General features: G+C 56.4%; 22 protein-coding genes and 1 pseudogene. 16 read left to right on the forward strand and 7 right to left on the reverse strand.

Annotation, left to right across the window (positions count from 1 at the left end; all coding sequences use genetic code 11):
* Positions 1-6: 6 nt before the first annotated feature.
* Positions 7-192: pseudogene (locus AACH32_RS09080) on the forward strand (IS256 family transposase); the annotation flags it as partial.
* Positions 193-376: 184 nt separating this feature from the next.
* Here the strand turns inward: AACH32_RS09080 and AACH32_RS09085 are convergent.
* From AACH32_RS09085 to AACH32_RS09095, 3 genes are all read right to left on the reverse strand, one after another.
* Positions 377-2,326 carry a TRAP transporter permease gene (locus AACH32_RS09085; protein ID WP_338606462.1) on the reverse strand — a complete coding sequence of 650 codons (1,950 nt, stop codon included), beginning with the start codon at positions 2,324-2,326 and terminating at the stop codon, positions 377-379.
* A gap of 110 nt (positions 2,327-2,436) precedes the next feature.
* Entirely contained in the window at positions 2,437-3,591 is a 1,155-nt protein-coding gene (locus AACH32_RS09090) for a TAXI family TRAP transporter solute-binding subunit (RefSeq protein WP_338606463.1), read from the reverse strand.
* A gap of 334 nt (positions 3,592-3,925) precedes the next feature.
* On the reverse strand, positions 3,926-4,714 hold the full coding sequence (locus AACH32_RS09095; RefSeq protein ID WP_338606464.1) for an IclR family transcriptional regulator: 789 nt from the start codon (positions 4,712-4,714) through the stop codon (positions 3,926-3,928).
* Between the two features lie 151 nt (positions 4,715-4,865).
* Here AACH32_RS09095 and AACH32_RS09100 point away from each other — a divergent pair, with 151 nt between their 5' ends.
* The 3 genes from AACH32_RS09100 to AACH32_RS09110 are packed head-to-tail and all read left to right on the forward strand — an operon-like array spanning position 4,866 to position 7,576.
* Positions 4,866-6,041 carry an acyl-CoA dehydrogenase family protein gene (locus AACH32_RS09100; RefSeq protein WP_338606465.1) on the forward strand — a complete coding sequence of 392 codons (1,176 nt, stop codon included), beginning with the start codon at positions 4,866-4,868 and terminating at the stop codon, positions 6,039-6,041.
* 10 nt (positions 6,042-6,051) lie between these two features.
* A complete protein-coding gene (locus tag AACH32_RS09105; RefSeq protein ID WP_338606466.1) occupies positions 6,052-7,146 on the forward strand; it encodes a lipoate--protein ligase family protein in 1,095 nt (364 codons plus the stop codon).
* 31 nt (positions 7,147-7,177) lie between these two features.
* Positions 7,178-7,576 carry an iron-sulfur cluster assembly scaffold protein gene (locus tag AACH32_RS09110; RefSeq protein ID WP_338606467.1) on the forward strand — a complete coding sequence of 133 codons (399 nt, stop codon included), beginning with the start codon at positions 7,178-7,180 and terminating at the stop codon, positions 7,574-7,576.
* Between the two features lie 65 nt (positions 7,577-7,641).
* Here the strand turns inward: AACH32_RS09110 and AACH32_RS09115 are convergent, their stop codons facing one another.
* From AACH32_RS09115 to AACH32_RS09130, 4 genes are all read right to left on the reverse strand, one after another.
* A complete protein-coding gene (locus AACH32_RS09115; protein WP_338606468.1) occupies positions 7,642-8,037 on the reverse strand; it encodes a hypothetical protein in 396 nt (131 codons plus the stop codon).
* A 63-nt stretch (positions 8,038-8,100) separates the two neighbouring features.
* Positions 8,101-9,207 (reverse strand): lipoyl protein ligase domain-containing protein, encoded by a 1,107-nt coding sequence (locus AACH32_RS09120; protein ID WP_338606469.1) that lies wholly within the window; start codon positions 9,205-9,207, stop codon positions 8,101-8,103.
* Positions 9,208-9,281: 74 nt separating this feature from the next.
* Positions 9,282-10,082, reverse strand: coding sequence for an enoyl-CoA hydratase/isomerase family protein (locus AACH32_RS09125; RefSeq protein WP_338606470.1), 801 nt, complete (start codon positions 10,080-10,082; stop codon positions 9,282-9,284).
* 258 nt (positions 10,083-10,340) lie between these two features.
* Positions 10,341-11,543 (reverse strand): phenylacetate--CoA ligase family protein, encoded by a 1,203-nt coding sequence (locus AACH32_RS09130; RefSeq protein ID WP_338606471.1) that lies wholly within the window; start codon positions 11,541-11,543, stop codon positions 10,341-10,343.
* Between the two features lie 391 nt (positions 11,544-11,934).
* Here AACH32_RS09130 and AACH32_RS09135 point away from each other — a divergent pair, with 391 nt between their 5' ends.
* From AACH32_RS09135 to AACH32_RS09190, 12 genes are all read left to right on the forward strand, one after another.
* Positions 11,935-12,678, forward strand: coding sequence for a GntR family transcriptional regulator (locus tag AACH32_RS09135; protein ID WP_338606472.1), 744 nt, complete (start codon positions 11,935-11,937; stop codon positions 12,676-12,678).
* A gap of 188 nt (positions 12,679-12,866) precedes the next feature.
* Positions 12,867-13,652, forward strand: a complete 786-nt coding sequence (locus AACH32_RS09140) for an enoyl-CoA hydratase/isomerase family protein (protein WP_338606473.1) — start codon at positions 12,867-12,869, stop codon at positions 13,650-13,652.
* A 60-nt stretch (positions 13,653-13,712) separates the two neighbouring features.
* Positions 13,713-14,864 carry an acyl-CoA dehydrogenase family protein gene (locus AACH32_RS09145; protein ID WP_338606474.1) on the forward strand — a complete coding sequence of 384 codons (1,152 nt, stop codon included), beginning with the start codon at positions 13,713-13,715 and terminating at the stop codon, positions 14,862-14,864.
* A gap of 9 nt (positions 14,865-14,873) precedes the next feature.
* Positions 14,874-16,412: an acyl-CoA carboxylase subunit beta gene (locus tag AACH32_RS09150; protein ID WP_338606475.1), complete on the forward strand. Its 1,539-nt coding sequence runs from the start codon at positions 14,874-14,876 to the stop codon at positions 16,410-16,412.
* Positions 16,413-16,444: 32 nt separating this feature from the next.
* Positions 16,445-16,843 (forward strand): cobalamin B12-binding domain-containing protein, encoded by a 399-nt coding sequence (locus tag AACH32_RS09155; RefSeq protein WP_338606476.1) that lies wholly within the window; start codon positions 16,445-16,447, stop codon positions 16,841-16,843.
* A 25-nt stretch (positions 16,844-16,868) separates the two neighbouring features.
* On the forward strand, positions 16,869-18,518 hold the full coding sequence (locus AACH32_RS09160; RefSeq protein WP_338606477.1) for an acyl-CoA mutase large subunit family protein: 1,650 nt from the start codon (positions 16,869-16,871) through the stop codon (positions 18,516-18,518).
* A gap of 134 nt (positions 18,519-18,652) precedes the next feature.
* On the forward strand, positions 18,653-19,024 hold the full coding sequence (mce, locus tag AACH32_RS09165) for a methylmalonyl-CoA epimerase (RefSeq protein WP_434062347.1): 372 nt from the start codon (positions 18,653-18,655) through the stop codon (positions 19,022-19,024).
* Positions 19,025-19,120: 96 nt separating this feature from the next.
* Positions 19,121-20,527, forward strand: a complete 1,407-nt coding sequence (locus AACH32_RS09170; RefSeq protein ID WP_338606478.1) for a hypothetical protein — start codon at positions 19,121-19,123, stop codon at positions 20,525-20,527.
* A gap of 13 nt (positions 20,528-20,540) precedes the next feature.
* Positions 20,541-21,728 (forward strand): acetyl-CoA acetyltransferase, encoded by a 1,188-nt coding sequence (locus AACH32_RS09175; protein WP_338606479.1) that lies wholly within the window; start codon positions 20,541-20,543, stop codon positions 21,726-21,728.
* A 38-nt stretch (positions 21,729-21,766) separates the two neighbouring features.
* Positions 21,767-22,642: a 3-hydroxyacyl-CoA dehydrogenase family protein gene (locus AACH32_RS09180; protein WP_338606480.1), complete on the forward strand. Its 876-nt coding sequence runs from the start codon at positions 21,767-21,769 to the stop codon at positions 22,640-22,642.
* Positions 22,643-22,774: 132 nt separating this feature from the next.
* The gene (locus tag AACH32_RS09185) at positions 22,775-23,923 is read left to right on the forward strand and encodes an acyl-CoA dehydrogenase family protein (RefSeq protein WP_338606481.1); all 1,149 of its coding nucleotides are present in this window, start codon (positions 22,775-22,777) and stop codon (positions 23,921-23,923) included.
* A 143-nt stretch (positions 23,924-24,066) separates the two neighbouring features.
* The gene (locus tag AACH32_RS09190) at positions 24,067-25,038 is read left to right on the forward strand and encodes an MBL fold metallo-hydrolase (protein WP_338606482.1); all 972 of its coding nucleotides are present in this window, start codon (positions 24,067-24,069) and stop codon (positions 25,036-25,038) included.
* The last annotated feature ends 353 nt before the right edge of the window (positions 25,039-25,391 follow it).

The raw sequence follows: 25,391 nt of genomic DNA on the forward strand, positions 1-25,391 counted from the left end.
GGGTAAGATCACATCATCCGGGAGACACGAAGGCGCACCAGGGTGGTCGGGGCCTTCCCGGATGGAGAAAGCGCCCTCATGCTGGTGGCGGCAAGACTAAGACACGTGGCCTCTTCCAAGTGGGGCACCAGGAAGTGCCTGAACATTGAACTACTCAACCACGGGGATTACCGCGAAGCTCTCGCGGGCTGACCACGACGGAGGCCGCTTCCAAAAATAAAAGCGAAAGATCGTTGACACTACCCTCAAGGTGGTATGGGCCCGCCTACTTGCTCCGACCCGCAAGGGCCCCGGGCCGCCTCTTAGCTCGCCAAGATCTTTGGGCTGCGCTATCCGAGGGCCGAAGCCACTGGCTGTCAAGACCTTGGGCCGTGCATCAGGCCCGGTTCATGCCTTGCTTGCCGGCAAGGTTCCTCTTCAGCTTAAGTGGGCCAAAGCGAGAGATGAAGTACAGCCCCACCAATATGCCCACTCCAACCAAATCTGTGGGCAAGTGGGGCCACAGGAACAAGAAAGCCGTGAAGAAAATTAGACCCCTATACAGCCAAGGCAGCTTGCCGAACCCATAAAAATGCCCCTCCAGACTTCCGGCCAGTAGCATGCAGCCGATCAGGGCAGAGATCACTGCGATGGTAACGTCTCCGGTAGTGCCGTCTAGGATCATGGCGGGATTCAGCACGAATAGGAAGGGCACAATGTACTTGGCCGAGCCCAGGCGCATGGATAAAAAGCCGGTCTTCATGGGGTCCGAGCCAGCTATGGCCGCGGCGGTAATGGAACCCAGGGCAACTGGCGGGGTTATGTAGGAAAGGCAACCCCAGTAGAGCACGAAAAGATGAGCTCCCATTTCGTTGAGCCCCACGCCGACCAGCGCTGGAACCAGCACGATGGCCAGGAACACATAGCATGCAGTCACGGTCATGCCGATGCCCAGCACGAAGCTGGTAAGCGCGCCGAAGATCAGCAGCAACGCCACGTTGCCCCCGGCGTATAGCACCAGCTCACGGCTAAAGGAGTTTGCAACACCGGTGCAGGATAGGGCCCCGATGATCAGGCCCACGCCTGCCAGAATGCCGGTGATCTGGGCCAGTAGGCGGCCAGAGTCCACCAAAAAGGCGATAAAGCCGCTCAAGGTCAGACGTGTTTCACGGCGCAGCATGGAGCAGCCGAACAGGAAGATCATTACGAAGAAGGGCGCCCAAGCCTCCGTGCGCATATAAAAAAGTATGACCACCAGCATGATGATGGTGCCCAGGAAGAACCACCCTTTGCGCAGTGTCTCGCCTATGCGGGGGAGTTGGTCCCGGGGTATGCCGCCCATGTTGTGACCCAAGGCGTGCAGGTCCACCTGCAACAGCAGGGTGAAGTAATACAAGAGGGCCGGGAAAAAGGCCGCCAGCATTACCGCAGCGTAGGGCACGTTCAAGAATGAGGCGATCAAGAATCCCGCTGCGCCCATTACTGGGGGCATGATGGAACCGCCGGTGGATGAGCAGGCCTCAACCGAGGCTGCCCAAACGGGGCTGTATCCAGTCTTCTTCATGGCCGGTATGGTCATGGAGCCTGTGGTGACCACGTTGGAAATGACGCTGCCACTGAGGCTGGCCATGAAGGCGCTGGAAATGACCGACACCTTGGCTGCGCCACCCCGGCTATGACCCATCAGGGACATGGCGAAGTCCATGAAGAACTTGCCGCCGCCGGTGGCGACCAAGGCCACGCCGAAGATGATGAAACCGATGAGCAGGTTGCCCACGACCCGGGTGGGGATGCCGATGATACTTTCCACGCCCATGGCATGGTAGCGCACGGTCTCCAAAAGGCTCAATTCGTTGCCCCACAGGAAGCCGGGCATGTAACCTGCGAACAGGGGATATACGGAGAAACCCAAGCATATCCAGAACAGGGAGCCGCCTCCTGCGCGACGTACTCCTTCCAGGGCCAAAAGGCAAAGCACGCCGCTGGCGAGGGTGGGCAGGTTGGGGGCCGCGTATTCCCATCCTTTAGTTAGGATGTTGTAGGCATTCGCCCCAAGGTACAGGTTGATGGCAACGCTTAAAAAGAACAGGCCCCAGTCGTACCACATGACCTTTGCGTTTCCCGCCTTACTGCCAGGAAAAAGCAAAAAGACCAGGGATAGGTAGGTGGCCAGGATGTAATAATAATAGGCGCTGCCAATGGGCATGAAGCCACCTAATTTTAGGTGGAAAATCTGGTTGATGCACAGCAAGGTGCCCAGCACGGATAGGACGGTGGCCAAAAAGTAAACGACCTTTGAAGACCTGACCCGCATCGGTTTAATGCTTTCGCGCAGCACATCGGACATGATTTTTTCCTAATTGTTTTTCTTGCAGCTTTGCCCGTAATTACACTGAATAAAATAAAACCTGTTTGGCCGGCGCTGATGCCCGGCGCCGGCCAAACTTCCCTTATGCCTTAGTCAGCCAGAGCTTCAGCCCTAACTTTGAGCCAAAACTCCTCAAACTGCTTTTCCTTGATCTTTTTGGCAGTTTTTTCCTCCAGGGCCTTTTCCCAAGCGGCCTGGAGCTTCTTCATGTGAGCGATGCGCGCATCGTTCCAGGCTTGGGCTTCGGCGGTCCACACGCCCTTTTCCTTGAGGTAGCGAATGGCACCCTCGTGGAAGGGGGCGTCTGCGGGAGGCTTGCCAGACTTTTTGATGTTCCACAAGGGCATGACCTTATGAGCGCCCTTGTAAAGGTCGAAAGCCTCATCCATAGCCTTGGTCATGTTGTAGACCCAATTAGCATCCTTGTTGGCGTATACGGTAATCATGGGGTAGCGGTACTCGGCCAGCCACACAGGTTTTTCCGGGGAGATGCCTGCGCCGATGGTTTCCTGGGCCGGGGCCAGGAAGGGAGCGACCTTGTTCATGCGCTTCCAGGCGGCCTTGTCGTCGGGGGGGAAGGGAATCCAGTAAAGGCCGCGAGCAGAAGTCTCCAACTCGTACATGATAGAAGCCGAGGCGACGGTCACCGAAGCGTCGGTCTTGCCCTCGATGAGCGCCTTCAGGGAAGCAGCGTAGCCGGAGAATTCTACCTTTTTCACGTCCTTCCAGGTCAGGCCCGCGAAAGCCAGGAAGGCATCCATTTTAACGTTGAGGGTGGGGGCTCCGGGTATGTATGATACCCGCTTGCCTTTGAGATCCTTAAAAGTCTTGATGCCCGAGTCCTTGGTGGTGGCCAAGGCGATGGTGGCCGGGTGGGCTAGGATCACACGAAGGTCTTGGGGGCCCCACTCCACGGTAGCAAAGTCGTAAAGACCCTCGGATGCGAAATACACCTCATTGGCTAAGAAGCCGCAGGCCACCCGGTTGGCGGTCAACGGCATAAGGCGACCGATGGAGGTGCCAGAAGGCAGCAGGCGGATACGCATGCCGAACTTCTTGCTGAAGGCATCGGCGATTGCCGATGCCTGCATGTAGCCCGAAGAACCGATATCGTAGCAACTCCAGACCATGGTTTTAGGCAAATCCACCTTGCTACCCGCCAAGGCGGCAGGTGCGAGGGTCAGGGTTAGCGCCAAAAACGCGCCCAAGAAAAATAAAATCTTATTTTTGACTGAGTTTCTCATGATCTTTTCCTCCTGATTCATGAAAACAAATTAACGACCTACTCCCCTCTGGGGGTCAGTCTAGCCCGGGGGTGATAACCGAATTGAAGATGTTGATGAGCAGATAATTAGTGAGTTGAAAAATCTGACAGGCGCATTGGCGATAAGCGTCGCCAGGGACAGCATGGGCGGGGCAGTTTTATCTCCTGGGCGGGCGTAGAAGAAGTGAACCATGCTCAGCGAAAGGCTGACTAACGCATGACTAGACTTTTGAAAACTGGCCCTCAAAATTTTCCCTCTATTCATATAGGGTAAAAAGGGAAGAAAGGCCAATCAGGCTCTCAATGTTGTGTCTCTAAGCAGGAATTACCGGATAGGATCCTTCGTACCCCAGTCCCTGAGAAATTATTTTTCCCGTTTTCAGTAGTTTGTCCAACGCATTATCAACGGTCTTTTGCAACCCTTTGTCGCTGATGTTAAGCGACAACGCCACCGAAGCTACCACTTGGCCCTCATGGTTGAGCAGGGGGACTCCGATAGAATACAAATCCAGAGAAAATTCTCCGTCGGATATCGCGTAGCCACGTTCCCTGGTGACCTTTAGATCCTTTAGGATTCCGTTCTTGTTAATCACTGTGTTGGGGGTCACTTTGAACAGGTTCATCTTGTGCAGTAGTTCTTTGGCTTTCTCGATGGGCAGGGCCGCCAAGAGTACCTTGCCCATGGTGGTGCAATGGGCGGGTACTCGTGAGCCCACATACACGGCGAATGGATAAAAACGGGTACGCTCCTTGCGGAAGATCACCAATACCTCATCCCCATCCAAAACACCCATGCTCACGCTGCGTTCTAGATTGCTGGATAAATCCTCAAGGTAGGGGCGGGCGATGCTGAATACACCCTCGCTGTTTAGAAACTGGAAGGCTAGGCTGAGCACCTTGTTGCCTAGCATATAGCGTTTGCCTGCGAGAATGCGCACGTATCCCAGTTCCATCAGGGTGTAGAGAAAACGCTGTACGGTAGTCTTGTTAGTTTCCAGACGTTCGGCCATCTGAGTTAGGGAAAGAGGCTCGGTAGAACTGCCCAGAAGTTCCAAAATGGCAATTCCCTTACCCACTGACTTGACGAACATTCTGTCACGCAATGCGATACCTCGTATTAACTTGCGTTATTTTAAAATTTAATCTAATTTAAAGTCAAGTTCCTTTTTGGCCACAGACAAACCTCGTTTAATTGGTGGCCGATGTGGGTGGCTGTAGGAATGCATTTCGAAAAAAGTAGGAGGAGGTATTTCAATGGAATCCATTTTCCTGACAGAAAAGGAGCAGGCCTACGCTCTCGAGGCCAGAGAGTTTTTTAAGCTTGAAGCCCGCTCTCATGTTTTGGCTATGGACCGCGATAATAAGTATCCCTTTGAATTGCTAAAGAAAATGGGCGAAAAGGGCTATATTGGCGTACGTTTTCCTGCCAAGTACGGCGGTGGCGGATTGGACATGATGCATGAGGCCCTGGTCAACGAGGAGACCGCGGCCCAATCTTACGCACTGGCCTGCGCCCGCAGCGTGCCCCACCACTGCGCCTTTATCATCGCCAACTACGGTAGCGAAGAGCAGAAGCGCAAGTATCTACCCGGCATCTTTACTGCCGACATCCTCACCGCGGAGTGCATAACAGAGCCCACCGGCGGTTCGGACGCGGTCCGCATGAAAACTAAGGCTGAGCTCAAGGGCGACAAGTGGGTCATCAATGGCGAGAAGCGCTTCCAAGCTTCTGGCGCGGTGGCTGACCTGTTTGTGGTGTTCGCCATGACCGAGCATGACGTACACCCCAGCAAGGGCATGAGTGTCTTCGCGGTGGAGAAGGATGCGCCGGGCATCGTGGCCATGGAGGAGTTCGACACGTTGGGCTGGAGAGGCCTGCGCATCGTCTCGGAACTGATCTTCGATGGCACCGAGATTCCCAAGGAAAATCTCATCGGCGAACGGGGGCAAGGCTTCCCCATCCTCATGGACATGCTCAACAGTGAGCGTATTCTGGTAGCTAGCGGTCTGCTTGGCACCGCTCGCACATGCCTGGAGATAGCCACCGCTTACACCATGGAGCGCGAGGCCTTCCACCGGCCCATACGCAATTTTGAGGGTGTAAGCTTCAAGGTGGCGGAGATGGCCACCCGCCTGGAGGCGGCCAGCCTGCTTCGCTTCAAGGCAGCGCGCATGCTGGACATGGGACAGGATGTGACCAAGGTAGCGGCCATGGCCAAGGGTTTTGCGGCTGAAAATTCCTATTGGGTGGCCAATGAAGCCCTGCAGGTCATGGGTGGTATCGGATACACTACTAAGCACGACATAGAGCGGCACTTCCGCGACATTCGGGGTGGCATGGTAGCGGTGGGCACCAATGAGATTATGAAGCTGGTGGTGCAGCGGGAACACTACCTAGATTTCGCCAAGGACAAGGAAAAGGTTGGCTAGGGGACGGGATATGGCCCATCTGCGCCTTTTGACCACCGAATACACCTATGCCGAGTTGTCCACCAGCATTTCGCCGGCCATCGAGAAATACTTGGAGGAGCAACGGTCCCCCAACACCCTGGTGGTAAACTTTTTCCGGGCCAACAGCATAACCATCGGGGTGCTGGAGGACCCCGAAAAATCCCTGAACCTGGATTTCTGCCGAGAGCACGGCATAGAAGTGCGCCGCCGGCAGAATCCGGGCGGTGCGGTGTTCGGCACCCAGGGCTCGGTGATGACCTGCCTCTATCTTGACCTGGGCCAGGACTGGGTGCCGTTTAAGAGCATCCGAGAGGCATTCCCTTATTTTATCGAGCGCATGGCCGCGGTGATCAGCGAGCAGTTTGGCCTAAAGGCAAGCTACCGGCCTGTGAACGACATAGAGGTCGGTGGACGCAAGCTGGTGGCCACTTCGGCCCGCCTGGAAGCTGAAATCTTGACCCTCCGTAGCGTGATCAATGTGTTCCCGGTGGACCGCGAACTGATCGCCGGAGCCATCATAGCGCGGCCCGAGAAGTTCGCTGACAAGGTCCACAAGGATGGCGGCGCCCGCTTCACCTGTTTTCAGGACGAGCTGGGCCGGGCTTTACAACGGTCGGAGATGCACGAGCTGGCGGTAGCCACCATGCAGAAAGTTTTCGGCCAGGAGGTCATCTTGGAGCGAGGCGCGCTGACCACCGAGGAGCAGCGTTTTTCTCATGACTATCAGGACCTCTACTGCTCGGATGAATGGTACTTCGCCAACAGCGAACGAATTCGCTTCGCCGGTGCCGATCCAAGCGCCAGCCGGGCCGAGGCCTATCACAAGGCACCAGCCGGGCTTATGGGGCTGGCCCTGCTGGGGCTGCAGGGTAAGGTGCACGACGTGATCCTGCTAGCCGACTTCCATCCCAGTCCCTACTCTGTGATGGGCCGCCTGGAAGACGCCCTGCGCGGTCAGCCCCTGAAGCTGGAGGCCCTGATGGCCCAGGTGGAAACAGTGTACAATGCCCCGGGAGTGGAGATACCCGGTACCGAGCTTAGCGACTTCGCTACCTTGCTGGACAAGGGGCTGAAGCAGCTTTGACAAGGCCGGCTATAACCGGTGGCTTTAAGGCATGCTTTCCGATGAGATCAAATCGCATATCGTCTCCCCCCGCAACCAGGGAGTGATGCCCGGGGCCCACGGGGTGGGTGAGGTGCTAGGCCCGGTCTGCGGGGACCAACTAGTTGTTTATTTGCACTTCAATGGTGGGCGCATCAAACGGGCCAGCTTCACTACCCACGGCTGTTGGGCCGCAGTGGCCATGGCATCTTGGATAACCGAGATAGTCAAAGGGCTTGCTCCCCCCGAGGCCCTTGAAGTGGACGCCGAGGCACTGGCTCGTGAGCAGGCGGGACTGCCCGAAGATAAATGGCCCTGCGCCCGCCTTGTGTCCTTGGCCTTGCACAGGGCGGTGCGTGATTGGCAACGTAGACAACAAGTAGGCGATCCGAAAGAAAACGGTGTTGCTTGAGTTAAAAATAATAAAAAGGCTCTCGCCAGCGGGGAGTGGCAGGAGCCCAAACCGCAATCAATCTATCAAACGATAGGTACGTATTCCCCACTCTGCACTATTGCCACCACAGTGAGAGGTCCGTCAATACGCCTGTAACGGTAAGTATGTTTCACACCCGCAGGGATGAACACGGAGCAGGGCGTAGTAGCAGTGTAGGTCTCGTCTTCGATCTCTATTTCGATTTCTGCATCGTCCTTTTTGCTTATAAACAGGTAGGCCTCGCTCTGGTCGTGGTGATGTTTCATTATGATGGGCTCAGACTGATGAATTTTGTTGTGGATGCCTCCAGCGATGAAGAAGTTCGCACCGGGAACCAACTCGCCGTCCATCAAAATCTGATATTTGCCCTTGGCGTGTGCCGCAAACTCATCGATGATCTTGGGTTCAGTCACTATGTACTTGGAATATTTGCCTGCCATGTTTGTTAACCTCCTTTTCCCCGTAATTGGGTGCCGACTGTGGCCACCCTGCGGCCCAGTGAATTACTGTGGGCCAAATTCCTTGCCAAAGGCCTTGGCAAATGCGGTCATGAAGTCATCTATTTCAATGCCAGCCATCTCCACATCCTCGCGGGCGTATATGCGCTCCAGTTCCTGCCGTACAACCGCCAAGTCACATGGCTTACCCCGCAGTGCATGCTCAATATCCCGGGTCACTCGGTAAGGCGAGGGATGGAAGTCACCGGTTACGATCAGGTCATCCATTCGGCCCTCCCGGCTCAGCAGGGTCACCCGGATCAGGCCGGCCACCGCTTTTTGGTTGCCTTCGCTTTTGATTGCATAGGGGTGGGCACCCTTAAAACGGATGCGCTCGGAGTTGGCAAAGAACCACTCAGGCGAATTGTAGGTCTTTTGATATTCTTTGAGGTATTGCTCCTCTTCAGGGGTAAGTTGACCAGGGACAAGCTCTAGGTCGTCTCCGAACATCTTGGCTATGGTAAGCCGGGAGAGTTGCTCCATATCCTCTCCCGTGATCTCGCGGTTCAGCTCATTCTCAAGGCTGGTATAACGGGCTCCAACATCCTTAATGGCTTTGTCCTTCACTTTCTCCGGGTTGGTGATAATGGCTTTGCTGAGCACTGCGCGATCGGTGTTGACCACATTGATTAGTAACCGTAAGGTCAGAATCCCATTTTCAAGGCGAGCCGAACTGGGTACAAGCTTGCGTCCTTCGACCTCTATGTCGTTAAGGGGGCGGTAACGGGCTGGTATGTGCCACAATTCCTCCACAGCCTCGGCCATGGCGGTAAGTGACACCTGGAAGGCGTCCTTGATGTTGGTCATGGGCACGCCTAGGGCGCGTGGATTCAAGTAGAGGCAGAGGAAAGCGCCGCCCTTAGGCCCAAAAACAGCCCCGCCGGTGTTCTGGCGGCGGCGCACCACGATGCCCGCCTGTTCACAGAACGCCAGGTCAATGGCCTTTTCCGGGTCGTCTAAATAACCCGATGTGATGCTGTCGGTACTAAAAACATTTAGTAGCACTGTGTTCGATGCCACTCCATACTCCAGCCCTTTTTCCACGGCGGGCGAAATACTGGTGGAAAAGTCGGCATAGGAATCATTACATTTGATGAACCGCAACTTCTTCACATCACGCTCCAGTCTAAATGTTTCAATCAGTCAGGGTCGGCCGACTTGCTAGTAGCCGGGCCGCCAAATAGGTTTTATTCGCCTTTGAACTCAGGTTTGCGTTTTTCCAAAAATGCTTCACGGCCTTCCTTGTGATCGCCGCTGGTCAGGGCAATCGCCTGTAACCCAGCCTCCAGGTCTAGATAGCTGCTGAGGTTCATAGGCCAGCAATTCATGGCCGCCTTGACCATGGACATGGCTTTGGTGGCTCCCTTTGACAGCTTTTGTGCCCAGGCCCAAGCCTGCTCGTCCAACTCAGCGTCTGGGGCAATGCGGTTGATCATGCCCATATCAAACGCTTCTTTTGCCGAAATCATGCCGCCTTCCATCATGAATTGTTTGCTGCGGGCCATGCCCACCCTGAGGGGCAGGAAGAAATATTGTCCCCAATCGGGGGTCAGCCCAACCTTTATGAAAGCGAAAACGAACTTAGCCTGTTCGGCAGCAATGACCAGGTCTGAAGCCAGAACCAAGCTGACCGCCGCACCGGCAGCCACGCCCTGTACCGAAGCGATGATCGGCTTGGGTAGATCCACCATGGCCTTGATAAGGCGCTGACCGTATTTCATGCGGTCGTATGCGGCCATGGAGCCCGGAATGCCTTCCATGGAACGAAGGTCACCGCCAAAGCTGAAGTTATTCCCCGCGCCAGTAAGGATTACCGTTTTTACCGAACTGTCGTCCTGCAACTTGTCGAACACATCGATCAGTTCAGGCCGGACCTCCAAGTTAATGGCGTTATTCTTTTCAGGCAGGTTGATGATAACCTTTAGCACGGCGTCCCTTTGCTCGAACAGGAGCCGATCGTAACCGCGAGCTTCCAACTTGTCGGACATTAACTGATCTACTCCTTCCAGCGGGAAGTACCGTTCGACATAGTTGTCCCGCGGTGTTGGCTTCGTTTGCGGGGGGAGCGCCGCCGGGGCGGTTAAAATTTCACTTGATGCCCCGGCAGCAGCACCCGCTATACAGAATCTTAAATACAACTATATATAAAATTATATTTTGCAAGGTAAAAGTCACTTATTTAAGCCATGCGACGTCTGCGCCTGAAAGCACATCAATTTGCTCTGCTGCGCTCGCCAGGCATGTTGTCAGAAGGAGCGCCCCTTGCGCTTGTCCACTACACCAGGGCCCTGTTCCAGTTTATCCACTGTCTCGATTGTGTTGAATTTAAGCAGCGTTTCGCTTTTGAGGTGATTTGCGAGCCGCTCAAGTTCTCCATCGTCGGCCAGAGAACCCTCCACGGTCAGGCGCAGTTGATCCACCCCTTGCACCGAATCTACTTCTACCCTGTAGTTAAGCGATAGTGAAGGGTAGCTGCGAAGGATCGTGGCCACCTGGCTGGGCCAGAATTTTATACCCTTGATCTTAAGCATCTCATCGGTGCGGCCAATCACGCTTTGGGGCATGGTCAGCTCGCGGCCACATGCGCATTGGCGCCGCTCCAGTACCGTAAGGTCGCCAGTTCGGTAGCGCAGCAGGGGCGCGGCCTGTTTGTGAAGGTGAGTGAGTACGAGCTCGCCCTTGTCGCCTATGGGTAAAGGCTCTCCGCTGTCCGGGTCAACCACCTCAGCATAGACAAAGTCGTCCATCAAGTGCAGGCCATTGTTGTGACGGCAGGAACGGGCGATGGGCATGCACAGGGCCATGCTGTAGGAGTCGATTATGGTGATTTCCCGGTCAAATGCAGCCCGCACCTTTTCTGGGTAGCCCTGCACCGAAGTGAAGGGCTCTCCACCCACAAAAAGGGTGTGAACAGAAGGGATACCCTGTTCGGCCAGCTTCATGGCAAATGTTGGGTTGGAGGCCAATACGCTTATTTGGAGATCGTTGATTATCTTAACCGCTCGCTCCGATTCGCCGGGACCTAGGGGAATAACCTTGGCGCCGTAATATTCAAGCTGCCCCTGATAGAATAGGCCGGCGATGAACAGGTGGTATCCGAAGGTCACCGCCACCGAGTCCTGGGGGGACAAGCCGGCCGCTTCCAGGGAACGGGCGCAGACCCGGTGCATAGTCTCCAAATCCTGGTTGGTGTGATACACCGGGTAAAGCTCCTGACCTGAGGGAGAGAAGTTTACCCGGGTTACCTCGGGGGTGAAAAGGGAGCACTGGGCGGGTGGCTTTTTGAGCTCTGACTGGAAGTCTTTGGCCGTGGTAAAGGGCAGGCGGGCAAAGTCCTCCAGGGAATTAACAGCACACGGATCCACCGATGCATCAGCAAAACGCTTGCGGTAATAATCTATCTTTTCGAGATGATTGAGTTGAGCCTGCAGTTGCTCCAAGATCTTCATGGAGACTCCTTTTTCCACCATACTCAAACGCGGACAGTTTTCATATCGCCTTCACGCTGCCGGGTTCCCATAGCCGAGGCTGAGTCGAATGCATCCGCACGACACAATCAATAAAGTTACGCATAGTGTTACATAAATGTGCAATGCGTGATCAATAATCCCCTTATTGGGAACTAAAAGTCAATCCTTTTCTGAAGAATCAGGGTGCGCCAGCTATGCCAACTGGTGTGGTGCACATAACCGGATAATATTCATAACCTATTGATTGACAATACCTTTGCTTGGTTTTCGAGCAAATCGCTGAGCTTAATTTCCCGAACAAATTCAAAAAAAAATTAAAATTAAGATCATAATTGTGATACTAAAAATATAGATGGTAAGGACGGGAACAGTGGCAATTCAGCAGAGAAAAACCAAAAGCGGGGTCTCCAACAGACGGGGAGTGGCCATCGAAAATGCCTATACCCTGATCAAACACTTGATCTATTACAACCTCCTAGCCCCCGGACAAAAAATTATCTATGGGGACATCAGCCGTCGCCTGAATACCAGTACCACGCCAGTAATGCAGGCGCTCAACCGGCTGGAGGCCAGCGGCTTCGTGACCTACGTGCCTAACCAAGGCTACTTCGTGGGAGAGATCACCATGGACGAGACTTTGGAGTTGTTCGAAGCTCGCGAGGCAATGGAAACCTGCTTGATCCCGCGTATCATCGAAAAAATAACCCGACATGACATTGAACAGATCAAGCAGGTATTTCGCCAGTACGGTGGTGACGCCGTAGGCGGCCTTAACCGAAAGTTGATTATGGTGGACGCAAAGTTTCACTTGAGGCTGGCCAAGTATGCCGACAACCGGGTCATTTTTAACATTCTGCAGGACGTCTTTGAAAAGCTGTACCTGAAGTACCGCCCCGAATACCTCAATCCCATGGAAGTGCGCGAGGTGACCTCAGAACGCCGCCGCATTCTTGGCGCTTTGGGTAGAGGAGACGCCCAGACGGTCGTTGAAACTAACCATAAGCATATCGCCGCCAGTCTGGAGCGCATAACCTCCGCTCTGCGCCAACGTGAAGAAATTGGCCTTTATCCCTTTTCTGGTGCCCCGAGGACCGGCAGGAATAAAGCGATTTAAGGGGTCAGATTAACGAGAATAAGGAAAGGGGCCTATTTTTCACTTGCCTCAAACAAATAATAATGTAATTTAAAAGAAAATCATATTTATGATAATAAATGAGGCGGGCTGGGAAAATGGATTTTAGGTAACTGGGGGCCGTCCGCCACAGTAACATCCATAAAACTTAAGCAGCGGGGAAACTGAGCATGGATTACCAAAACATCATTTTCAAAGTGGAAGACAATATCGGCCAGCTGATCGTAAACCGGCCGGAAGCACGCAACGCGCTCAACCGGGCTGCCCGCTTGGAAATGGCAGACGTGTTGGCCAAGGTGCAGGCTGACCCTTCTATAAAGGTATTGGTGGTGTCCGGGGCCGGGGAAAAGGCTTTCGTGGCCGGCTCGGATGTTAAGGAGTTGGCTCAGTACAGCCCGCTGGACATGGAGCACTTCATGGACACACTGGCTCAGGGTTTCTATTCGCGGTTTGAGCGTCTAGACCGCCCGGTGATCGCCATGATTGACGGGCTATGCCTGGGGGGAGGGCTTGAGTTTGCCCTGGCCTGCGACCTGCGCTTTGCCTCGGATCGCTCCCTGCTGGGTCTACCCGAGATACGTCTCGGCATCATGCCGGGGGGAGGAGGGACCCAGCGCCTACCGCGCTTAGTGGGCGTGGCTAAGACCAAGGAGCTTATCTTCACCGGCGAGTTTATCAAGGCCGATGAGGCTGAGCGCCTCGGCATCGTCAACCGCGTCTTTCCGGCCGAGGAACTGGAGGAGCAGGTTATGGCCGTGGCCAAGAAGATCACGGCCAAAAGCAGCCTGGCTCTCAAGTGGGCCAAAAAAGCTATCAACGCCTCACAGGAGACCGGTCTGAGGGCTGGGCTGGACTACGAGGCCATGGTGGAATGTCTTTTGTTCACCAGCGAAGACCGGCATGAGGGCATTAAGGCCCTATTCGAAAAACGCGAACCCAAGTTCCAGGGCAAGTGACCTACTCTGGGCCTCTGGAATACTTTACATAGGTCTATTTAGCCAATAAGTGAGGTTGTGATGCAGTACAACACTTCTGAGCTCACCGAGGAGCAAAGAATATTCCAGGATATGATGACTGACTTCGCCGATGAGGTCCTTGCCCCCATGGTCGACGAGGCGGAAGAGACTGGCAATACCCCCCTGGAACTTTTCACCAAGATGGCCGAGATGGGCTTTTTGTGTCCCCGCTATCCGGAAGACCTGGGCGGCGGTGGTGCGGACAAGCTCACCGAGTGCATCATGATCGAGCAGGTCTGTCGGGTGGACGCGGGCTTCTGTGGGGCCATCGTGGCCCATAGCGGCCTGGGCACCATGCCCATCTTTCTGCATGGTTCCGACGAGCAGAAAGAGAAATACCTGATACCGGCAATCCAGGGCAAAAAAATCGCCGCTTTCGGTCTCACCGAACCCAACGTGGGCTCCGATGCCGCATCCATCCAAACCCGGGCGGTGCGAGACGGCGACGAGTACGTGATCAACGGCACCAAGATGTTTATCACCAACGCGACCATCTGCGATTACGTCATTGTGGCCGCCTACACCCAGCCTGACAAGCGGGGCTTGGGCATCAACCTTTTCCTGGTGGATAAGGGCACCCCCGGCTTCACGGTCAGCAAAAAGCTGGACAAGGTGGGCAACCACGCCGCGGAGACCGGCGAGTTGGTGTTCGAGGACTGCCGCGTCCCAGCCGAAAATCTCATCGGCGGCAAGGAGTGCGGCGGCTTCCAGCAGTTGGAATCCACCCTCATATCAGGGCGCATCACCTATGGCGCGCGCTGTCTGGGCACGGCGCAGTCCGCCTACGACCTGACCGTGGAGTACGCCAAGCAGCGGGTTCAGTTCGGCAAGCCCATCATTAAATTTCAGAACACCTCCTTTAAACTGGCCGAGATGGCTACCTACATTGATGTGATGCGCACCTACGTTTGGCGTGTGGCTCGTTTGTACGAGGCCGGGGCCAACGTAAAGAAGGAGTCTTCCATGGTCAAGCTGTTTTGCGCCGAACTGCTTCAGAATATCACCAACGCCGGCATGCAGATTCACGGCGGCTACGGCTACATGATGGAGTACCCCATACAGCGTCATTGGCGCGACGGCCGCCTGTACACGGTGACCGAGGGCACCTCCGAGGTGCAGCGCATAGTCATCTCCAAAGAGTGCGGATTCTAGGTCACAGCCATGGATCATCTTATCGAGGAACTCGAGCAAAGGAACCAAGAGTATCGCCTGGGCGGCGGTGCCAAGCGCATTGAACGGGAGCACGCCAAGGGCAAGCTTACCGCCCGGGAACGCCTGGACTACCTGTTCGACAAGGATACCTTCATCGAAGTTGGCTTGTTGACTGATCACACCTGCCGAGACTTTGGGTTGGAAAACCAGCACATGCCCGGCGACGGCGTGGTAACCGGCTACGGACAGGTGGACGGACGCAAGGTCTTCGCCTTTGCCCAGGACGCCACGGTAATGGGCGGCAGCTTGGGGGACATGCACTCGCAAAAGATATGCACGATCATGGACCTTGCGGTGAAGGCCGGCGCCCCCATCGTGGGCATCAACGATTCGGCTGGAGCCAGGGTACAGGAAGGCGCCGGTGGCCTGGCGGGATACGGCCTCATCTTCAGGCGCAACGTCAACGCCAGCGGAGTGGTGCCCCAGATTTCGGTGATCATGGGAAACTGCGCCGGTGGGGCGGTCTATTCCCCGGCCATGACCGACTTCGTGTTCATGGTGAAAAAGACCTCCTACATGTTCATAACTGGCCCCAAGGTCATCATGTCGGTTACCGGCGAAGACGTGACCATGGAAAAGCTGGGCGGGGCGCGCATCCACACCAAGATTTCGGGCAACTGCGATCTGGCCACCGAGGACGACAAGGAATGTCTGGACCAAGTCAAACGCCTCTTGTCCTATTTGCCCAGCAACTCCAAGAGCCAGCCCCCACGTCTAGCCATGTGGACCCCTCATTACGACAAAGAGATCCAAAATATAATCCCGGATGACCGCAAGAAGTTTTTCGACGTGCGTCAGGTAATTGAGCGTCTGGTGGACAAGGGCGATTTCATGGAGATCAAGGCCCTGTATGCCCCCAACGTGGTTGTGGGCTTCGGCCGCATCGACGGCCGGGCGGTGGGAGTCGTAGCTAACCAGTCGCGGCACCTGGGCGGGGCGCTGGACAGCGACGCCTCGGACAAGGCCGCCCGTTTCGTGCGCACCTGCGACGCCTTCAACATACCCTTAGTCAACCTAGTGGACGTGCCCGGTTACCTGCCCGGGGTCAAGCACGAGTACAGCGGCATCATCCGCCATGGCGCCAAGATGATCTACGCCTATTCCGAGGCTACGGTCCCGAAGATTACAATCATCCTGCGCAAGGCCTACGGCGGAGCCTATCAGGCCATGTGCTCCAAGCAGCTTGGTGCCGACCAGGTTTGGGCCTGGCCCTCGGCCGAGGTGGCGGTGATGGGTGCGGAAGGCGCGGTGGATATCGTCTACGCTAAGGGAATTGCCAAGGCCGACGACCCCGAAACCGCCCGCCAGGACAAAATCGACGAGTACCGGAAAAAGTTTGCCAACCCCTACGATGTGGCCAAAAAGCTTCACGTAGATGCGGTGATTTTACCCGGCGACACCCGGCCCTATTTGATGCGCGCCCTCGAGGCCTTGGAAGACAAGCAGGAGCCCAAGCCGTGGCGCAAGCACGGCAACGTGCCACTGTAGGAATATGATTGCCTTTAAAGGAGCTTGAAAAAATGAGTAAGCGGATTCGGGTCCTGGCGGCCAAACCCGGCCTAGACGGTCACGACCGGGGCATAAAAGTGGTTTGCACCGGCCTGAAGGACGCTGGTATGGAGGTGATCTACACCGGCCTGCGCCAGACCCCGGAGGCCATCGTGTCCGCCGCCTTGCAAGAGGACGTGGACGTGATCGCCCTGAGCACCCTGTCCGGGGCGCATAACCAGCACTTGCCCCGAGTGGCCAAATTGCTCAAGGAAAAGGGGGCCTCCCACATCCTGCTAGTTGCCGGAGGCATCGTGCCTCCCAAGGACCGCGTCGTGCTGAAAGAGCAAGGAATCTCCGAAATATTCGGACCCGGCGCCACCATGCCCCAGATTGTCAAATTTATCGAGGACAACCAGCCCCTGAGCTAATGGCAGAAAGAGCGGAGCCATTTCCATGGACAAGAATAAAATACAAGAGGCCAAGCAAAGCTGGGAGGGACGCCACCATGAGTTGGCCAAGTGCGCTCCTCACACCACCGACTGGGGCGACCCGGTGGAACCCCTGTACACTCCGGCCGACGGCGGCGACCAAGACTACCTGAACCAGAGCGGCTTCCCGGGCGATTTCCCCTTTGTGCGTGGTGTCTACTCCAGCATGTACCTGGGACGTCCCTGGACGGTGCGCCAGTATTCGGGTTACGACTCGCCCAAGGATACCAACGCCCGTTTCCGCTATCTGCTTGAGCAGGGCCAGACCGGGCTCAGTGTGGCCTTTGACCTGCCCACTCAAATCGGCTACGACTCGGATCACCCCATGTCTGCGGGTGAAGTGGGTAAGGTCGGCGTTCCGGTGGACACCCTGGAGGACATGGAAGTGATCTTCGAGGATCTTCCTTTGGACAAGCTTTCCACTTCCATGACCATCAATGCGCCCTCGGCGATCATGCTGGCCATGTACGTGAGCATAGGCAAGAAGCAGGGCCTGGACCCCAGCGTGTTGCGCGGCACACTGCAGAACGATGTGCTCAAGGAGTACACGGTGCGGGGCACCTACATTTTTCCGCCCCAGCCAAGCATCCGCCTCGTGACCGACATCTTTGCTTATTGCAGCCAGAACGTGCCCAAATTCAACACCATTAATGTGGCGGGTTACCACCTGCGCGAGGCGGGGTGCTCGGCGGTGCAGGAGATAGCCTTCTCCTTCACCAACGCCATTGCCTATATCCAGGCGGCCCTGGACACGGGGTTGGACATCGACGCCTTTGCCCCGCGCATCAGTTGGATTTTCAACACCAACAACAAGCTGTTCGAGGAGGTGGCCAAATACCGTGCCGCTCGGCGAATCTGGGCCGAACTGCTCAGGGACCGCTTCGGAGCTAAGGACCCGCGCTCTTGCATGCTGCGCTTCCACACTCAGACTAGCGGCGCCGCCCTGACTGCCCAGCAACCGCTAAACAACGTGGTGCGGGTGGCTTATCAGACTCTGGCGGCCGTGTTGGCCGGGGCCCAGTCCATCGCCGCCTGCTCCTATGACGAGGCCTTGAGTCTGCCCACGGAGGAGTCAGTGCGCACCAGCTTGCGCACTCAGCAGATTTTGCGCGAGGAGACCGGGGTGACCGACACCATTGATCCTCTGGGCGGCTCCTACTACATGGAAGCCTTGACCGACCAGATCTACACCCGCATCAAGGAACTGATGGATCGGGTGGAGCAGATGGGCGGCGCAGTGGCGGCCATTGAAAAGGGTTTCGTGCAAAAGGAGATTGAGCGCCGTGCCTACGACATCCAAAAGAGGATCGAGGCTGGCGAAATGGTGGTGGTGGGGGTCAACAAGTACACCATTGAAGAAGAAGAGACAGAGGTGCTGGTGGAGTCCAACCCCCAGGCTGAGCAGGACCAGATTGAGAGGCTGAATGCCATGAAAAACCGGCGCAGCAACGACAAGGTGGAAAGCGCCTTGGCGGCTCTAAAGCAGAGCGCCCAGGGCGATGGCGCCCTGATGCCGGTGATCATTGAAGCGGTGGAAGCCTACGCCAGCTTGGGCGAGATTTGCGGAGTGTTGCGCGAGGTGTTCGGTGAGTACCAGCCGGTGAGAACCATCTAGGCCCCTTTGGGGCAAACCGGCATAAACCCTTATGCACTTTGGTGGCGACCGAGTCCCACCGACTCTCGGCTTTGTGAGCCTATTAGATCGGGAGGGCACATGAAAATAAAACGCTTGGCCATATTGGCGTGGCAGTGAAAAGCGTGGATAAAGCCGCAAAGATATACACCGAAATTTTGCCGTTGGAAATATCCATTACTGAAGCGGTGGGTGAACTCCGCACCAGTTTCGTACCCATGGGCCAGGCCAAGCTGGAGTTGGTCATGAGCACCGAACCTGACGGCACCATGGCCAAGTTCATAGAAAAAAAGGGAGAGGGCCTGCACCGCCTGGCCTTTGATGTCCATGATATAGAAGCCGCGGTTGAGGAGCTGAAAGCCAAGGGGGTGCCCATGACCGCTGAACGGCCATGGAAGGGCGCTCACGACGCCAAGGTAATGTTCCTCCATCCAAAGGCCACCCATGGAGTGTTAATAGAACTTTGTCAATATCCAGAAGATCACTAATGGAATTATTTGGGTATCACTAACAGATCCATTATGTAAGGTTTCGTATCCTTAACAGGGGTCGCCACATATGGATTCAAGCAGGAGGATCGGATAATGGCGGGCATTTTTACAGCCGCTGCTCATATTCCCTATCTGAAGATGGAGCGAAAAACCATAGGTGGGGCCTGGGAGCGTGGCGCCCATAAGGGCTTTCGCAGCGTGGCGGGAAGCGACGAGGATTCCCTGACCATGGCGGCCGAGGCCGCCGGCTTCGTTCTGGAAGCGACGGGACGCGAGGATGTGCAGGCGCTTTACTTCGCCTCTACCACGGCTCCTTACAAGGAAAAAGCCACCTCGGCGATGCTGGCCACGGTGTTGGATTTGGACAGCAATATGGAGACACTGGACCTAGGCAACTCCCTGCGTTGCGGCTTGGGCGCCCTGAGTCTTGCCCTGGACACCGCGGCAGAAGGCAAAAAGGTCCTGGTAACTTCAGGCGAAAATCGCCTGGGCTATCCCCGCTCCGACCAGGAGCAGCTCTTCGGCGACGCCGGGGCCGCGGTGCTGGTGGGAGGAGGTGAGGCCCCGGTGGCTTACCTCGGCGGCTTCGCGGTAACCGATGAGATCACCGACGTGTGGCGCACCCAGGAAGACACCTACGTGCAGAACTGGGAAGGGCGCTTCGTGTCCGGTGAAGGCTACCTGAGGGTGATGGCCAAGGCGGTTAAGGGCCTTATGTCCCAGATGGCTGTTAATCCCGAGGACATCGCCAAGGCCGTAATACCCGCGCCGGACTCCCGTTCGGCCATGGGCATATTGAAAAAGACCGGCCTGGGCCAAGCCGGAGAGGCTGTGGACTCGCTGCTGGATGAAGTGGGCTTCTGCGGGGCGGCTCATCCCCTAGTGATGCTGGCCTCGGTATTGGAAACGGCAAAGCCCGGCGAGAAGATTCTGATGGCTGCCTATGGCGATGGAGCTCAGGCCCTGTTGTTCGAGGTGGAAAGCACACCGGCCAAGCCGGCGGTGAGCATGGCCCAGCATATGGAAAACCGTGGGGAGCTGAAATCCTACGCTCGCTTCTTGAGCTTTAACGGTTTGGTGGAGCCCCAGCCGGGCGAACCCTTCCGCCTGGTGCCCTCGGCCACGGTTACCTGGCGAGAGCGTGACTCCCTGCTGCGCTGCCGGGGCAGCAAGTGCCAAGTTTGCGGCACCGCGGCCTTTCCCATTCAGCGCATCTGCGATAAATGCCGCAGCGTGGACAAGTTCGACACCGTGCGCCTGAGCAGCATGACGGGGGAAGTTTTCACCTTTAGCCGGGACAATCTGGCCGGCCGGCCGGACGACCCAGTGATCGTTCAGACGGTGGTGCAGATGGAAAACGGGGCCCGTTTCTACGGCCTGATGACTGACGCCGACCCCAATCAGGTGGAACTGGGCATGCCGGTGAAGCTCACTCTGCGCCGCATGCATGATCTGGGGGGATTCCACAATTACTTCTGGAAGTGCCGGCCGGTGAGGTAGCGGGGAGATAATCATGGGTAGCATTAAAGATAAAGTTGCAATCATCGGCATGGGGTGCAGCCAGTTCGGCGAGCGCTGGGACACCGGCATGAGCGACCTGGCCATAGAGGCCTCCAGCGAGGCCTTTGCAGACGCGGGCGTGGGGCCCGATGACATAGAGGCCTGCTTCTTCAGCACGGTCTACGCCCCCATGGGCGGCTTGGGGGCTTCCCCAGCGGCCGACGCCCTCAAGCTCAGGGACATTCCCATCATCCGAAACGAGAACTGGTGTACCAGCGGGCACATCGCTCTGTTCGAGGCCTGCATGGCCGTGGCCAGCGGCATGTACGACGTGGTGATGGCCCTGGGCGTGGAAAAGCTCAAGGACACCGGCTATGCCGGTCTGGGCATGGGCCGGGGTATGAACCCGGTGCTGGAAGCCCGGCGCACCGCGCCCGGCTCCTTCGCCCTTATCGCCAAGCGCTACTTTGAGAGGTACGGCTTGAGCAACGAAGAGGGCAAGGAACTCATCGGGCGCATAGCGGTGAAGAACCACGACAACGGCAGCCGCACTCCCAAGGCCCACTTCCACAACAAGGTGCCCTTGGAGAAGGTGCTCAAGGCCCCGGTGATCGCCTGGCCCTTGGGCCTGTTCGACTGCTGCGGCAACAGCGACGGTGCGGCCTGCGCCATCGTCACCCGGGCGGACATGGCCAAGAACTTCAGGGACGATCCCATCTACCTCAAGGGCATGGGTGTGGCCATGGACTCCACCATGCCCCATATACGACCCGAGTTCGACTGGATCCACTTCGGGGCTTTGATGAACTCCTCCAAGAAGGCGTATGAGATGGCCGGCATCACCAATCCCCGCGAGGAGTTGGACGTGGCCGAGGTTCACGACTGCTTCACCATCACCGAGCTTGCTATCTACGAAAATTTCGGCTTTAGTGCTCCCGGTGGGGCCATCGAGGATATCCGCTCCGGCTTCTTCGAGATAGGCGGCGGCCTGCCGGTGAACATCGACGGCGGGCTCAAGTGTTTCGGCCATCCCATCGGAGCCAGCGGCCTGCGCATGACTTACGAGATTTACAAGCAATTGCAACAGAAGGTGGATAACCCCGAGCGCCAGGTAAAGAACCCGCGCAGGGGACTGTCCCACACTTTTGGCGGCCCGCCCCAGATCAGCGCGGTGGCCATTTTGGGTAACGAAAGAGGGTAGGGCTAAACAACCAAAACAAGGCCTTCGGAGGGTCTGAAATGGATATCAAGAAAGTAATGGTGGTGGGTTGCGGCACCATGGGTTCGGGAATCGTACAAGTTTGCGCCCAGTCCGGCCTGCAGGTGGTGATGACCGACGTGTCCCAGCAAATGCTGGAAAAGGCCATGGAAAAGATCGCCTGGTCGGTAGGCAAGCTGGCCGAAAAGGGCAAGATCGCCGATGATCAGGCAACGGTGATGGCACGCATCACCGCCAGCCAGGACTACGCCCCCGGGGCTGACGCCAACCTGGTGGTGGAGGCGGTGTTCGAAAGCATCGAGGTCAAGAAGGAAGTGTTCGGCGCCTTGGAAAAGGCCGTTAGCCCCAAGTGCCTGCTGGCCTCCAACACCTCGGCCATTCCCATTAGCGCCATCGGCGGCGGCCTGGAGCATCCCGAACGGATTCTAGGCCTGCACTTCTTCAACCCGGTGCCCATGCTGGACGCCGTGGAAGTGATCAAGGGAATCTCCACCAGCGAAGAGACCATGCAGGCTGGTGTGGACTTCGTCCGTTACCTGGGCAAGGAGCCGATCCGGGTGGATAGCGACATCGCTGGATTTATTTTGAACCGGTGCAACATGCTGCTTAACATGGAGGCTTACCGCCTGGTGGAGCAGAAGGTGTCCACCCCCAAGGATATTGACACCGGCTTCCGCCTGGCCTTTGGCCGCAAGATGGGCCCCCTGGAGACCTCGGATTTGGTGGGCTTGGACGTGCAGCTCATGGCCTACACCAATGTGTATGACGAGGAAAAGGATCCGCGTTTCTATCCGCCGTCCATCCTGCGGCGCAAAGTGGAGGCAGGGCACCTGGGGCGCAAAACCGGCAAAGGCTGGTATGAGTACGATAAAGATGGCAAACGTATCGACAGCTAGTCCGAAGGCGCTTTCCCAGGCATTTGTTGAGGTGGGCTGTAGCCGCTGGCGCCCCGTTCCTTGTACCTGATCCTGCTTATCGTGCCTCATCGGCGCGGCATATTTAAGTCAGATGATTAAAGAGGATTAAACATGAACTTTGCCTTTACTGAAGAGCAGCAGATGGTGAAGGATACGGCGGCACGCATCGCCGACGAGGATTTGAAGCCCAAGGCTGCTCATTTCGATGAAAGTCATGAGCATCCGTCAGAGGCCTGCGCGGTCCTGGGCGAGTTGGGCTTCATGGGCATCGCGGTACCGGAGGAGTACGGCGGCGCAGGTATGGATTACGTTTCCTATGTGTTGGCCCTTAGTGAGGTATCTCGGGGCGACGCCAGTGTGGGCGTGATCATGAGCGTAAACAACTCGCTCTACTGTTTCCCCGTGATGACCTTTGGCAACGAACAGCAGAAGAAGACTTTTCTCACCCCAGTGGCCAGTGGAGCCAAGATCGGCTGCTACGGCCTCACCGAGGCGGGTGCGGGCAGCGACCCCGCCTCTATGCGCACTACCGCGGTGCTCGATGGAGATAAGTGGGTCATTAACGGGGAGAAGAAGTTCATAACCAATGGCAACGTGGCCTCATACGCGGTGATCGCGGCGGTTACAGACAAGTCCGCCGGGGCCAAGGGCATCAGTTCCTTCATCGTGGACCTGGAGAATACTACCGGCTTCACCGTGGGCCGAGTGGAAGACAAAATGGGCATCTGCGCCTCGGGCACCTCGGAGTTGGTGTTTGAGGACGCGCGCATCCCCAAGGAGAACCTGCTTGGCCAGGAAGGCGGCGGCCTGCGTCAGATGCTGACCACTCTGGACAGTGGCCGCATCGGCATTGGCTCCCAGGCGTTAGGCATCGGGAAGGCAGTATTGGAGGAGGCTATACAGTACGCGAACGAACGGGAACAGTTCGGACGTCCTATCAGTGCCTTCCAAGCCATTCAGTGGAAATTGGCTGATATTGCTGCGGCCCTGGAGGCGGCGGAACTTTTGCTTCTCAAGGCAGCCTGGATGGAAGACCAGCATTTGCATTTTGAGAAGAACTCGGCCATGGCCAAGATGTTTGCCTCGGACGCTGCTATGACTGCGGCCATTGAGGGGGTACAGATTCTGGGTGGCTACGGTTACTGCAAGGAATACCCCATGGAGCGCCATATGCGCGATGCCAAAATCACCCAGATTTATGAGGGCACCAACGAGATCATGCGGTTGGTAATAGCCCGCAACCTACTCAAAAAGAAATAACATGACCTTTTCCGGCTAAGGCCTACCAGGTGGGTTGCTTGTTCGCCAGAGGTGCGAGCCTTCTGCAGCAGGGATTATAAGTCATCAAGTCGCTAGTTGTTTTAGAGAGGGTGTCTCCGTGCCATTTATGAAGGATGATCCAGATGATTCATGAAGTGGCTCCCTCCCTGTATAGGGTCCAGATTCCACTTCCCAACAGCCCCCTAAAGTTTCTGAACTCCTATTTCATATTGGGCGAGCCCCGCAACCTCATCGTGGACACAGGTCTCAACCGCCCTGAGTGCCTGAGGGCCTTACGGGCCGGGATGCGGCAGCTGGGAGTGGATCTGGAGCGCACCGATTTTTTCATCACCCACATGCATTCTGATCACTTTGCCCTGACCAGCCAGGTAGTGGGTAAAACCAGCCGCGTCTTCTTCAACCGTCCTGAGGCTGAGATCGTAGAGGCGGGTTTCCATTGGGAGCCCATGATCGCTTACGGCGGGCTCAACGGTTTCCCACGGGCGGAGTTGGAGGCAGCCCTAAACGCTCACCCTGGCTTCAAGCACGGCTCGACCTGGATGCCTTACCTTAACATAATAGAAGAGGGCGAGCCCATGAGTGTTGGCGATTATCACTTCACCTGTCTCATTACGCCTGGGCACACACTGGGCCACACCTGTCTGTGGGAGGCGGAACGTAAAATCCTCATCGCTGGTGATCACATCCTAGGCGACATCACCCCCAACATTCAATGCTGGCGGGACGGCTTCGATCCCCTGGCCATGTATTTGGAGAGCCTGGACAAGACCACTCGCCTGGACGCACAACTGGTCCTACCCGGCCACCGCAGCTTGATCCAGAACATTAAAGAGCGGATCGGGCAACTCAAAGAACACCACCACCTGCGACTGGAAGAGATTCGGGGCATTATGTCCGCTGCGCCGCGCGACGCTTATCAGACCGCCGCTCACATGAGTTGGGACATCAACTGTTCTTCTTGGGAGGAGTTCCCCGTGGCACAGAAATGGTTTGCAACCGGAGAAGCAATGGCCCATTTACGATACCTGGAAAACCGGGGCGAGGTCATGGTGACCGAGGAGAGTGGCCAGCGAATCTACGGACCTGCTATCTAGATGATTACGTGGGCGATAGTCATGCCTAAAAAGGCGCTTTGGTTATGGAGGTGACCTCGAGAACTCACCTTGACCTATGGCAGATAGCCCGTCGAGGTGCGAGGAGTTTGATGGCCGCGTCCTCATTGGGAAAATGGATTCGGTTCCTAATAATGTTCATGCGCAGCGACCTGCCCCATTAAAAAGGCACGCCGGCAAGATCCCGCCAAAAATATTGCCGTCCCGCCGCAGAGGTGGATGCTAAAATCAATGAGCGATGGATGTGAATGGCGGAGTAAGTGCGGGACAGTTGGCGGTCTAAAACCGTGACACTTGTTTTAGAGATATAGTCCTGTTGTTCATGCTGTCAATCA

Source organism: Desulfoferula mesophila (assembly GCF_037076455.1).
Lineage (GTDB): Bacteria > Desulfobacterota > Desulfarculia > Desulfarculales > Desulfarculaceae > Desulfoferula > Desulfoferula mesophila.